Source organism: Erwinia sp. 1181_3, assembly GCF_052824965.1.
The window spans coordinates 632,544-645,843 of record NZ_VTDE01000001.1 but is presented as its reverse complement, the minus strand read 5'-3'; the positions used below and the strand labels follow the sequence as shown (position 1 = coordinate 645,843).

The window sequence follows — 13,300 nt, the reverse complement described above, 5'->3', positions numbered from 1 at the left end:
TGCGGTGAGGGGGTTATTTTATCGCGAAGTAGCTGTTGAGCAGCAGTGTCGACAGCGGCTGGCGTGGCGCAATCACCTCACCCCAGACGACATCAATCCCAATGTTCGACAGCGTATTCAGTGCCACCGGCAGTTCTACTGGCCCGGCGAGGGTGCTGATCCCCAGACGCTGGGCGTGGCCGTGAATGATCGACACCATCATTTCGTCCATCAGGTTGCAGTGAACGTTGGCGACCAGCTCACTGGCGAGGATCAGATAGTCGATCTCCTCGGCCGGTAGCTGGTTAAACGCATCAAGATTACGGCCAAAATTGCGCAGTACAATACGGCTTCCCGTGGCGCGCAGACGGGCAATATTCTGGTGCAGTACGACATCATGCTGGCTCAGTACATCGGCGTTGATCGCGAACCAGATAAGGTTGGCCGGAACGTCGTAGCGTGCAAACTGTGCGAGTGTCTCGTTGATAAAGTGCGGATCACGTAAACCAAAACCTGAAACCGGTAGCGCCAGCGTTAACCCTTTGCTCAGCGCACCCTGCGCATAATGCTGGAAAAACTCTCTAATCAGTTTACGGTCAAGAGCCACAAACAGATCACCATCCTGTAACCCGGCGCGGAAGCTGGCCTCATCAATCTCTTGTCCCTCCGGTGTAAACAATTGCATCTCCGCCAGATAGAAGCTGGTGGCATGAATTTTCCCAGGCGGTGCGGCGGCCCAGACGTGCAGCCGCATCGGCTGCTGAGCGATGATTTGTTCGTTTTCAATGCGACTCATTACGGGTTTCAGGCGCTTCAGCAGGTGGCTTTCATACACGGAAAGCTGGCCGCGTCCGTTATTTTTGGCGTGATAGCAGGCGAGATCGGCCTGTGCCATCAGTTCACTGGCGCTGGCATTCTCCGGGCTGATAAGCGTCAGACCTGCGCTGGCACCAACATGATGCAAACGGCCCTCCCACAGGAAACCATAATCGTTCACGGCGTGAACAATACGGTCGATTACCTCACTGGCCTGTTCCAGTGAGCAATCTGGCAATAATGCACCGAATTCGTCACCCCCCAGGCGGGCCAGGAAATCGCTAGCGCGCAGATGCTGCTGCATCACGCCAGAGACTTCACGTAACAATGCGTCACCCGCTGCATGGCCCGCGGTATCGTTGACCGCTTTAAAACGGTCGAGGTCAATAAAGACCAGCACATGTTGCTGCTGTTCTGTGCAAGAGAGGATAAGACGTTTTAACTGATGTTCGAAACTGACGCGATTGGGAAGGCGGGTCAGCATATCGTGAGAGGCGCTGTAGCTCAGACGCTTAAGCATCGCACGTGATTCGCTGACGTCCTGAATGACCATCACGCTACCGATATTTTCTCCGGTCAGCGTTTTCAGTGGCGACAGACTGTAATGTATGGCGAACTGTTCGCCGGAACGGTTATGCAGCACCAGTTCGGCATCAAGATCGCCCGGTATTTTTTGCTGGGGTAAGTCGCACAGCAGCAGATTTTCACGCTCGGGACCCTGGCTGCCGTGAGTGATATGCAGAATATTGCTGATATGTTGACCCGATGCCTGATGTTGCAGCCATCCGCTCATTTTTTCCGCCACCGGGTTCATAAAGATAACGCGCATCTCTTCATCGGTGCTGATCACGGCTTCACCGATAGCATCGAGAGTAATATGCATGCGTTCTTTCTCTTCATAGAGCGCATCGGTTAACTGGCGCAGCGGGGTCATATCCTGATTGATGCCCAGCATACGTTCGACGTTGCCTTTTTCATCCAGCACGATACTGCACTGCGCGCGGATATGGCGGATGCCGATGTCGGTCTCAATGCGAAATTCAATATCGACGGGCGTGGCATTCTTAATCGCGTTGTCGAAAGTGGTGATGGCCTCATCGCGGTCGGCAGGGTGCAGGCTGTTTGCCCAGGTCAGATAGGTCGCCTGCGCATGGGTGGGGAGTTGGTAAATCTGGAACATGCGCTTATCCCAGTTCATGGTTCCGCTTTGCAGGTCCCACTCCCACACGCCGATACCGCCAGCTTCATTCGCCAGGGTGATGCGTTCCATCAACTGCTGATTGACCTTCGCGGTTTTCTTCAACTCGGTAATATCTTCAATTTGCGCAATAAAGTAGAGCGGCTGCTGCTCATTATCACGAACCAGCGAGACGGCCAGCAGTGCCCAAAGGGTTTGCCCGTTCTTACTGAAATAGCGCTTCTCCATGCTGTAACTTTCAATATCCCCTGCCAGCAGGGTCCGTAACTGAACCAGATCTGCATCAAGATCGTCTGGATGCGTCAACTGCTGAAAGTTCATCGCATAGAGTTCCTCGGGCGTATACCCCAGCAGTCGGCACAGGGCTTTATTGGCCTGCATCCACTGACCGCGGATGGAGACCAGTGCCATACCGATGGCTGAATATTCCATTGCGTGACGGAAACGGGTCTCGCTTTCAGAAATATGTTTGCGCTCTTCGCGGAACGAATGCATCACCAGCGTCATCATATGGCTGGGGATCAGCGCCAGCAGGAAAGGCACCCATGGCATAGAGGAGAGCAGCTGTGCACTGGTTTTGTCCGTTGGGATGAGGTGAAGCGCCAGCATCAGCGACATCATGGAAATGGTCGCGAGATAGATAACAAAGGCTTCAAAGCGGGGCAGCCGCACCGCACTGTAGAACAAGATCACAATGACAAAAGTGAACGGCCAGGGGGCATAGCTCAGCGTTACCCAGCACAGGGACAACGTGATGACCAGAGTCAGCAGCGTTTCAAACAAGACATGCTGGCGTAAGTGACGGCGAACATAATCAGGCTGCCACAGCAGACAAACCGGCCCCAGAGCCAGCATGCCGATCACCTCGGAAATCGTCCACGTGGTAAAAAAACGAAATGAGGCATGGCCGTTGATATCCAGTATCCAGGTGGCTAACAACCCGCCTGCCAGTGGCGTAAACAGGCCGATGGAAACGACCATCTTGCACCAGCTGTACAGGGAGTTGAGCGGCGCACGTCGGTCAAGCAGATGGCGAAGCAGTATTCCTCCCATCAATGCCTGTAGCAGGTTAACCAGGGGGAATTTTAGATTTGAGAACGACATGCCCAGCACCAGGGCGTTAGCGCAGGTGACACCCAGCACGCAGCTCATCAGAAGGACGGGCAGATCGCGCGAAGGATTGCGGAACACCACGATGGTCATCAGGGCGGTGGAAAACCACAGCGGGGAAATTTGCCCGCTGACTTTTATCAGCTCAAGGCAGAAAAAGGTGACGACAAAACTCAGTAATCCCAATAGCAGCCCGTTGACCCAACGTGGGCGGGAGAGGGCTACTTGTTGTAACGTTTCTGTCGTCATTACATATCCAGCGCGGCGCCGATATAGGCGTAATCTCAATCACTAATGCCATGCTAGCATAAGGAATAGACGATTCAGCGGCAAATGCACAATCAAAAGATCGTCTTATTCGAACGATTGAAGGGGGGCAATATCGCGTCAGGGAGAAGTTTTGCGCCATTACTGGCGCAATTTGAGCAACTCTTCACGGGTCCAGGCATGATCGATACCGGCGATCTGCACGGACAGGCGTTGCAGGAACTGCTGGGTGGTGGCGATGCGGCCATGACCAATCAGCAGCAGCGGCACCAGCAGGGCAATACTCAGTTGCCACAGGGAGAATCCGCGCGGGCGGGTGTGGCGCTGGCCGATCAGGAAGGCGCTGCTCAGTGTAAAGCCGAGGATCAATCCGCTGACCACTTCACTGACAGAGTGATAATTTAATACCAGTCGCGAGATGCCGACCATCAGCGGGATCAGATAGCCGATAGCGATCGCTGCGGTACGCCAGATTGTTGGCAGACGCGCGCTCAACAGCCAGAGCATCACCGGCCAGAGGGTGGCAGACATTGCGCTGTGGCCACTGAAACCGGTGAAATTGAAACGAGCGCTGCCAATACCAAACCCCAGGAAGGCGATTTTCGACAGGCTGACCACCGCGCCTGCGGTGCAGAAGGCCAGCAACCAGTACCAGGCGGTGCGTTTATTATCGCTTTTATGGTGAAGGAGTAACGCCATAATGGCAGCAGTGGGGATCAGCAACATGCTGTCGCCAAAATAGGTCAAAATATGGACAATATGCCAGGACACACGGTTTCCTTTTTACTGTTTTTCTGTCCATCAGTTTAACGATGAAACTGATTGTCGCCTAACGGGAAAGTCTGAAAAAGTTGCAGGCGCTTTTTGCTGGCATCAGCAGGGGTAACTCCCTATAATTGCGCCCGCTATGCCCTTCATATTTCGAGCCGCAGGCAGGTTTATTGACGTTATTTGCCTGCGTCAACAGCAGGCCCCATGAGGGGCTCGAAATCTGCCGGGTTATGCTTACCCTTATATTGTCTCAGAATCAGGTCTTTAATATATGACTGACAAGTCGCATCAGTGCGTCATCGTAGGTATCGCAGGCGCTTCGGCCTCGGGAAAAAGTCTTATTGCCAGTACGTTGTATCGTGAAGTGCGCGATCGCGTGGGTGATGAAAATATTGGTGTCATCCCCGAGGATGCCTACTACAAAGACCAGAGCCACCTCACTATGGAGGAGCGGGTCAAGACGAACTACGACCACCCCAGCGCTATGGACCACAATCTCCTGTTGCAGCATTTGCAAATGCTGAAAGCCGGTCAGGAGATTGAGCTCCCCGTATACAGCTATGTGGAACATACCCGCACCCAGCAAACCCTCTGCCTTAAGCCGAAAAAAGTGATTATCCTTGAGGGGATTTTGCTACTGACGGATGCCCGACTGCGTCAGGAGATGAACTTCTCTATTTTCGTTGATACCCCGCTGGACATCTGTTTGATGCGTCGTATGAAACGCGATGTGAACGAACGTGGGCGCTCAATGGATTCGGTGATGGCACAGTATCAGAAGACGGTGCGCCCGATGTTCCTGCAATTTATCGAACCTTCAAAACAATACGCTGACATCATTGTGCCGCGTGGCGGCAAAAACCGTATTGCCATTGATATCCTTAAAGCGAAAATTAATCAGTTCTTCGAGTAATCGAAGCGTCTGTTGGAGTGCTCCATGAGATTATGTGACCGCGATATAGAAGCCTGGCTCGATAATGGCAAACTGGGCATTGATCCTCGCCCACCGGTTGAACGTATCAATGGTGCCACCGTTGATGTCCGTCTGGGCAATCAGTTCCGCACTTTTCGCGGTCATACTGCTCCTTTTATTGATTTAAGCGGACCGAAAGACGAAGTCAGCGCGGCGCTGGAACGCGTGATGAGCGATGAAATTGTGCTGCCAGAAGGTGATGCCTTCTATCTGCATCCGGGTGAACTGGCGCTGGCGGTGACGCTGGAGTCGGTGACCATCCCCGACGACCTTGTGGGCTGGCTGGACGGTCGCTCTTCGCTGGCGCGCCTTGGGCTGATGGTTCACGTGACCGCTCACCGTATTGATCCGGGCTGGCAGGGCCGGATTGTGCTGGAGTTCTATAATTCAGGTAAACTGCCATTAGCACTGCGCCCTGGCATGCTGATTGGCGCACTGAGCTTTGAGCCGCTGTCGGGGCCGGCCGCGCGTCCTTATAACAGCCGCCAGGATGCCAAGTACAAAGGGCAGCAGGGTGCGGATGCCAGCCGTATTGATAAAGACTGATACCCGGCATCATTCAAGCTGAGCCTGCACTATCAGTCTGTGACAGGGGTGAGGAAAGGCAGCCAATACCGCTGTGAGCGGAAAGAAGAGTGATGAAACCCTTTAGATTTCAGCTTGCAGCAAGGCGGCAACTGAGCGAATCCCCAGGAGCTTACATCAGTCAGTGACTGGGGTGAGGGAAGGCAGCCAACACCGCTGTGAGCGGAAAGATGAAGGGTTAAGGAGAGGCATGAAAAGATTTATAACGACCCTCGCCATTCTACTGGTGGTGATGGTGGCGGGTATGACCGCGCTGGTCGTGCTGGTTAATCCTAATGATTTTCGCGCCTATATGATTCGCCAGGTGGAGCAGCGTAATGGCTACCAACTGGCGCTCAATGGCGATCTGCGCTGGCACGTCTGGCCGCAGCTCAGCATTCTTTCCGGGCCGGTGACCCTGACCGCGCCGGGTGCCGCACAGCCCGTTGTCAGTGCGCAAAATATGCGGCTTGACGTCGATCTGTTGCCGCTACTTTCCCATCAGCTTTCCGTCAAGCAGGTGATGCTGAAAGGTGCCGTTGTGCGCCTGACGCAGGACAGCGAAAGCCAGCGTCCTGCCGATGCACCTATCGGTCCCGTCGATAAAGGTAACACTGCTTCCGTCAGTGACGTAACGCATGGCTGGAAGTTCGATATTTCCCATCTGCGCATTGCTGACAGCCTGCTGGTTTGGCAGCAAGCTAATGGTGAACAACTGAACGTGCGTGATTTTAATCTGGCGCTGGATCAGACGCAGCCTCGCCGTGCGCACATCACGCTGAGCAGCCGTATAAACCGTGACCAGCGCGAGTTGCAGGTGAGCATGGACAGCGATCTGGATATTACCGATTATCCACGACACATCGGCGCGGTCATCAATCAGTTCGATTACCAACTCAAAGGGGCTAATCTTCCTCAGGACGGCGTGAAAGGCAGCGCCCGGATGAAAGCCCAATGGACGTCACCAACCCGTCAGTTCAGTCTTGAAGATATCAGCCTCAGTGCCAATGACAGTCAGCTCACTGGCACGGTGTCAGGTTCCCTGGGGACGCGCCCCCAGGTGGTTGCCAGTCTGCACGCGGCCAGTCTCGATCTGGATGCCTTACTGGGCCTGAACCCCGTTTCTGCGGGGGGCGCCTCTGGGGCTGAACAGCGTACCGGCCCTGCACCGGTGATTGCTGCGTTACCAGAGTATGATAATGCCGATTCCCCTCTCAATGCGATGGACGGTCAGCTCTCCCTGGTGGCCGACAAACTCAACTGGCGCGGGCTGCAGATGAACAATGTGCAGTTGGACGCCGCCAGTGAAGGGGGGTTACTGACGGTGAACACCTTCAGGGGCCAGGCCGCTGAAGGCAGTTTCTCTCTGCCAGGTACGATTGATGTGCGTAGCGCACAGACCAAAGTGGCACTCCAGCCAGACCTGAAGCATTTTGCACTGACGCCGTTGTTGAAAGGGTTTGAATTGCCAAACAACGTCAGTGGTGCACTTTCGCTCAAAGGGGACTTTCACGGTGAGGGGCTGACTGTCGACGCTGTTAAGCGACAGTGGCAGGGCAGTGCGGACCTGAGTATTCGGGACGCGCAGTTTGCCGGTCTTAACTTCCAGCAATTGATCCAGCGAGCGGTGGAGAATAACAGCACCAAAGTACGCGGCCAGAATGAGGAGAACCAACCCAACCTGCAACAAATCCAGGGGCGGCTGGCACTCAATAATGGCGTGTTTAATTTTGGTCGCCTGGATGCCCGTTCCGATCAGTTGAACTATACCGGCGCTGGCATCATTGATGTGGTGAAAAGAACGCTGGATATTCGCTTTGGCGTGACGGTGACGCAAGGGTGGGTTGGTGACAGTACGCTGGTGCAACGTCTGCAACAAACGCCAGTGCCGTTACACATCTTTGGTCCGTGGTCGGCGATTAACTACAATCTAAGAGTGGATCAGGTTCTGCGTGACCAGTTACGTGACGAAGCCCGTCAGCGTCTGCAGCAGTGGATTGAACGTAACCCGGATAGCAACAACAAAGACGATATGAATAGATTGCTGAAAGGTTTGTAATGTTGTCGGGGTCGATGGGAACAGGATCGACCCCGACATTGGCTGACATTATCCGGCCTCATTCTGCGGGATAATCAGCACCTTCTGTACCCGATGACTCTCAACCTGTAACGTCCGGAACAGATAATCTCCCACCTGAACCTCTTCCCCTTCCTGCGGTATGCGCTGCAAATGTTCCATCAGTAATCCTGCCAGCGTGAGGTATTCGCGCTTCTCATCCAGTACCAGCGGCAGATGCATGGCCAGATCGTCGAGTGGCATATGGCCATTTGCCGTCCAGCTGCCGTCAGCATTCTGTTGAATGTCGTAGCGCGGATCAATCTTCTCCCCTTCATTTGGCAGGTTGCCGGCGATGGTTTCCATCACATCACTCAGCGTCACAATGCCTTCAACCGATCCAAACTCGTCGACGACAAACGCAAAATGGGTACGGGCGGTACGGAATTGTTCCAGCGCGGGCAGCAGGGCAAGTTGCTCAGGGAAAACCAATGGCTGGCGGATTAGCGCGCGCAGATCAAGGTCATTGCCATGCAGGGCCTGCTTCAACAGATCAATAACGTGTACCACACCGAGCGGTTCATCGCTGTTTTCGGTAATGATCAGTCGTGTGTGCTGATTATTGTCCAGCAGCGCCATGATTTTTTCCGGCGACTCGGCCAGGTCAATATGCTCAATATCATGACGTGAGGTCATGATGCTGCGAACGCTGCGCTGGCCCATGGCCAGCACGCGAGCAATCATCATGCGCTCCTGCTTGTTGAAGATGGCTTTGCGCCCGGCATTATCGGCAATCAGTGATGAGGTTTCCGCATCCAGTTCAGCCTGCTCGTGGTGGCCGCGCAGTAGCCTCAGTACCGCTTCTGCGGTGCGTTTACGCAGCGGCGATTTTGCAGAGAGGAAACGACGGCGGTTAAACTGTGCCAGCTGGTTCAGGGCTTCAATAATCACTGAGAAACCGATGGCAGCGTACAGGTACCCTTTAGGAATATGGTAGCCAAAACCATCGGCTATCAGGCTGAAGCCGATCATCAGCAGGAAGCTGAGGCAGAGAATGATAATGGTCGGGTGGCCGTTAACGAAACGGGTTAGAGGCTTACTGGCCAGCAGCATCAGGAAGATGGCAATAATCACCGCTGCCATCATCACAGCGAGGTGGTCAACCATACCTACCGCGGTGATCACTGAATCCAGCGAGAACACCGCATCCAGCACCACAATCTGTGCCACCACAGGCCAAAAGCGTGCGCCACGTTTTTGCGGGCCTTCTTCTCCATCCTTACCTTCCAGACGCTCGTTCAACTCCATTGTGGCTTTAAACAGCAGGAAGACGCCGCCGACTAGCATGATCAGATCGCGTGCACTAAAACCGTGACCGTTGACGCTAAACAGGGCATCGGTCAGTGATGACAGCCAGGAGATCGAAGCCAACAGGCCAAGGCGCATCAGCAGAGCCAGCATCAGGCCGGTGACGCGAGCACGGTCGCGCAGTGCGGGGGGAAGCTTTTCAGCCAGGATGGCTATAAACACCAGGTTATCAATACCCAGGACCAGTTCCAGCAGGACTAGCGTGACCAGGCCGGCCCAGATTGACGGGTCGGCGATCCATTCGAACATTGTTTTCACCTGAACAGCATATGAGATCATCAATGATGAGTCGGAATCGCCACCATTTCAACCTGTAATCCGGGCGTATTGTCTTTATGGCTTCGGGGATGGACCATAAATCAACCTTATCGGCGGATTAATAACCATCGGTTACCGAAATTCTTAAACTGTTTCTTTTCAGGATTAATCGTATAGGGCCAGATTGATTAAAGAGTAATACTTATAACCTGAATACACGGAAGTAGGATTATTCTTAGTTTTCGACAGGGAATTAATCTTAATTTTACTGTGAGAGGAGTAGGGCAATGAGTGGTACTGACGCAGCAGCAACGTAGTCTTATTCCTAAAAGAAGGTACGGGCGAGGGGAGCCTCTTGTAAACAGGCCAGTTATAACTAGTATAGCAACGTGTTACTGAATGTCTGCGTGGATGTTGTATTTAGCGCAGTACTGACGGATTAAATGTTGATTTATGTGAATGATGACGCATTTCCGTCGATAAAAACGCTAAAACCTGACGCTTAAAATGGCAGGTGAACAACATGAAATGGCAACATTACAGCGCATTGGCAGCTACAAGCCAGGGGCGGTAGCGTGTCCTGACGAGTCTTGAGACTGTTCAGGAAGCGCCGCGGAACAGTAAACGTTCATGTTGATTTTCTTGCCAAAATCTCTAGCCGCTATGCCAGCTACGATGACCTTTTTGTCAGACTCCCTAAATAAGTTTCCTGTGTAATAACTGATGTGTTGATTAAATACTCATCTCACCAGGTCAGAGACCAATAAAACACAGGCTTCCTAAGATAAAAATTACGAGTTAACTATGCGCGATATTGAATTTACCTTTAAAGGGTTGTTAATAAAACTGTCATTGGCTCTCTCAGATCTCATCTGTTTTAATGCGGCACTGGCTGTGGCCATTCTGCTCATTAATAGTTTTCCAGGTGATATTCTGTCGGATATACCTGCCATCGATTTCAAATTGACTATTGTTACACATATTCTCCTTTCTGTTGTTTGTGTGGGATGGTTCTGGGTGAGATTACGCCATTACACTTACCGCAAACCCTTCTGGTTTGAGTTAAAAGAAGTCTTCAGAACCGTCTTAGTATTTTCGATTATTGCACTTTCAATCAGCGCATTATCTAAATGGGAATTGTCCCGTTGGATTTGGGTATTAACCTGGTTGCTGGCGATGGTGATGATCCCGGTGGGACGTGCCGTTGTGAAACGCGTGCTTAATCGAAACAATCTGTGGAAAAAGCAGTCGATTATTTTAGGCAGTGGTAAAAATGCCGAAGAAGCGTATCAGGCGCTGCAAAGCGAAGAAGTGATGGGCTTTGATGTGGTGGCTTTCTTTGATGTCGATGGCAGCCAGCCCGCTCATGAACTCTTCGGTATCCCGGTTGTGAAAGACGAGCAGACGCTGTGGGCAATGGTGAACAGCGAAACGCAGTTTATCGTGGCAGTGGAATATGAGCAGAGCCAGTCACGCGATCTGTGGCTGAAGAATCTGGCCAAACATAACTGCCGTTCAGTATCCGTCATCCCTTCACTGCGTGGTGTGCCACTTTATGGCACAGATATGGCATACATCTTTAGCCATGAAGTGATGATTCTGCGCGTGAACAACAATCTCGCCAAGCGCACCTCGCGCTTCCTGAAACGCACCTTCGATATCGTTGGCGCGCTGGGGATTATCACTATGCTGTTGCCTGCATTAGCGGCGCTGATATTTATGGTTTCCCGCGACGGTGGTGCCCCTATTTATGGTCATGAACGCGTTGGCTTCAAAGGCCGCAAATTTAAATGTCTGAAGTTCCGCTCCATGGTGGTGAATTCGAAAGAGGTGCTCGAAGAGGTGCTGCGCACTGACCCGGCAGCGCGTGAAGAGTGGGATAAAGACTTTAAGCTGAAAAATGACCCGCGCATTACCCGCGTTGGACATTTTATCCGTAAAACCAGCCTTGATGAATTACCGCAGTTATGGAATGTCGTGCGCGGTGAAATGAGTCTGGTGGGGCCACGTCCGGTGATTGAAGCCGAACTGGAACGCTATGCGGGTGATGTGGATTACTACTATATGGCTAAACCAGGCATGACCGGATTGTGGCAGGTGAGCGGACGTAATGATGTTGATTACGAAACGCGCGTCTACTTCGACTCCTGGTACGTGAAAAACTGGTCACTGTGGAACGATATCGCCATCTTGTTCAAAACCGTCGGTGTGGTTCTGAAACGGGATGGGGCTTATTAAAACAAAGCAGGGGGCCTTACAAATAAGTACCTGATTTGCAGTATTAGCAACTTTTAGACGCTACACAGCGGCGGTCTCGCCATTCACATTCAAATTACTGATAGCGATAAACCAGATGATTAAAATCAAAACTAAATTGATACCCCTGCTGGTCTCAGCAGCGTTCCTTTCCGGCTGTACCATCGAGCCGGGCAGCCACCTTTCCACCACGGGTAAAGATGTTGTCAAGCAACAGGACAGTGATTTTGACATCGACAAATACGTTAATGTCTTCCCGCTGACGCCGGGCCTGGTTGAACGCATGCGACCAAAACCGGTTGTGGCACAGGCGAATGAAGCGCTGCAGCGCGAGTTGCAGGCTTATGAGTATCGTATCGGGGTCGGTGATGTTCTGACGGTGACCGTCTGGGATCACCCGGAACTGACAACCCCATCTGGTCAGTATCGTAGCGCCAGCGACACCGGTAACTGGGTCCATTCCGATGGCACGATCTTCTATCCGTATATCGGAAAAGTGCGTGTAGCGGGTCGCACGGTGCAGGAAATCCGTGATGAGATCGCCCGCCGCCTGTCCCAGTACATTGAAAGCCCGCAGGTCGATGTCAGCATTGCCTCATTTAAATCACAGAAAACCTATGTGACCGGTGAAGTGACGACGTCTGGCCAGCAGCCGATCACCAACGTGCCGTTGACCATTCTTGATGCCGTCAACGCCGCGGGCGGGTTAACCGCCAACGCCGACTGGCGAAACGTAGTGCTGACGCACAACGGCCGCGAGCAGCCTATTTCATTACAGGCGCTGATGAAGAACGGTGACCTGTCGCAAAACCATTTGTTGTACCCTGGCGACATTCTTTATGTGCCGCGTAATGACGACCTCAAAGTGTTCGTTATGGGTGAAGTGAAACAGCAGGCCACACTGAAAATGGACCGCAGCGGCATGACGCTGTCGGAAGCGCTGGGTAATGCTCAGGGCATGGATCAGGCCGCTGCTGATGCAACGGGTGTCTTCGTGATTCGTCCAACTAAAGGACCTAACCGCAGCAAAATCGCCAACATCTATCAGCTCAATACTAAAGATGCCGCCGCGATGGTAATGGGTACCGAGTTCCAGTTAGAACCTTATGACATCGTTTATGTCACTTCTACGCCGCTCACCCGTTGGAACCGCGTGATTTCACAGCTCGTTCCGACCATCAGCGGTGTTTACGATGCGACACGTACCGTGCAGACGCTTCATAACTGGTAACCGCCGGGAAACATTATGATTAATTCAATCTTAGTTGTTTGTATCGGAAATATCTGCCGTTCCCCCACCGGGGAACGACTGCTGAAATCCGCACTACCTGAGAAGAATATCGCATCCGCGGGATTGGGGGCCATGGTCGGCCACGCTGCTGACGACACTGCCAGCAGCGTGGCCGGTGAAAATGGTGTGTCACTGCAAGGGCATGTGGCACAGCAACTCACGTCGGGCATGTGCCGGGATTACGATTTGATCCTGGTGATGGAAAAAAAACATGTCGACCAGGTCTGCCGCATCAACCCTTCCGTACGTGGCAAAACCATGCTGTTTGGACACTGGATCAATCAGCAGGAAATCGCCGACCCGTATAAGAAAAGCCGCGATGCCTTTGAGGCCGTGTACGGAATCCTTGAAAACGCTGCCCAGAAATGGGTCAACGCATTAAGCCGATAGTTG

At 52.7% G+C, this 13,300-nt stretch carries 9 protein-coding genes; 6 read left to right on the top strand and 3 right to left on the bottom strand.

Annotated features, from left to right (window positions below; genetic code table 11):
* Positions 1–13: 13 nt before the first annotated feature.
* Together FY046_RS02970 and FY046_RS02965 are read right to left on the bottom strand one after the other, a co-directional pair.
* Complete coding sequence (locus FY046_RS02970) at positions 14–3,352, bottom strand: diguanylate cyclase (RefSeq protein WP_446185738.1); 3,339 nt, start codon at positions 3,350–3,352, stop codon at positions 14–16.
* A 159-nt stretch (positions 3,353–3,511) separates the two neighbouring features.
* Positions 3,512–4,141: a phosphatase PAP2 family protein gene (locus FY046_RS02965; protein ID WP_446185737.1), complete on the bottom strand. Its 630-nt coding sequence runs from the start codon at positions 4,139–4,141 to the stop codon at positions 3,512–3,514.
* Between the two features lie 271 nt (positions 4,142–4,412).
* On the opposite strand from FY046_RS02965, the gene udk reads away from it, so the two are divergent.
* The 3 genes from udk (at position 4,413) to asmA (ending at position 7,737) form a co-directional block, all read left to right on the top strand.
* The gene (gene udk, locus FY046_RS02960; RefSeq protein ID WP_339458102.1) at positions 4,413–5,054 is read left to right on the top strand and encodes a uridine kinase; all 642 of its coding nucleotides are present in this window, start codon (positions 4,413–4,415) and stop codon (positions 5,052–5,054) included.
* Between the two features lie 24 nt (positions 5,055–5,078).
* Positions 5,079–5,660, top strand: a complete 582-nt coding sequence (gene dcd, locus FY046_RS02955; RefSeq protein WP_133841521.1) for a dCTP deaminase — start codon at positions 5,079–5,081, stop codon at positions 5,658–5,660.
* A 229-nt stretch (positions 5,661–5,889) separates the two neighbouring features.
* On the top strand, positions 5,890–7,737 hold the full coding sequence (gene asmA, locus FY046_RS02950) for an outer membrane assembly protein AsmA (RefSeq protein ID WP_446185736.1): 1,848 nt from the start codon (positions 5,890–5,892) through the stop codon (positions 7,735–7,737).
* A gap of 48 nt (positions 7,738–7,785) precedes the next feature.
* On the opposite strand, the gene FY046_RS02945 is transcribed toward asmA, so the two are convergent.
* The gene (locus FY046_RS02945) at positions 7,786–9,351 is read right to left on the bottom strand and encodes a TerC family protein (RefSeq protein ID WP_133841523.1); all 1,566 of its coding nucleotides are present in this window, start codon (positions 9,349–9,351) and stop codon (positions 7,786–7,788) included.
* Positions 9,352–10,164: 813 nt separating this feature from the next.
* Here FY046_RS02945 and wbaP point away from each other — a divergent pair.
* The 3 genes from wbaP to FY046_RS02930 all read left to right on the top strand — a co-directional run bounded on the left by wbaP (position 10,165) and on the right by FY046_RS02930 (position 13,297).
* Positions 10,165–11,598 (top strand): undecaprenyl-phosphate galactose phosphotransferase WbaP, encoded by a 1,434-nt coding sequence (gene wbaP, locus FY046_RS02940; protein ID WP_133841524.1) that lies wholly within the window; start codon positions 10,165–10,167, stop codon positions 11,596–11,598.
* A gap of 115 nt (positions 11,599–11,713) precedes the next feature.
* Positions 11,714–12,847 carry a polysaccharide export protein gene (locus FY046_RS02935; protein WP_133841525.1) on the top strand — a complete coding sequence of 378 codons (1,134 nt, stop codon included), beginning with the start codon at positions 11,714–11,716 and terminating at the stop codon, positions 12,845–12,847.
* 15 nt (positions 12,848–12,862) lie between these two features.
* Positions 12,863–13,297: an arsenate reductase/protein-tyrosine-phosphatase family protein gene (locus FY046_RS02930; protein ID WP_133841526.1), complete on the top strand. Its 435-nt coding sequence runs from the start codon at positions 12,863–12,865 to the stop codon at positions 13,295–13,297.
* Positions 13,298–13,300 lie beyond the last annotated feature (3 nt).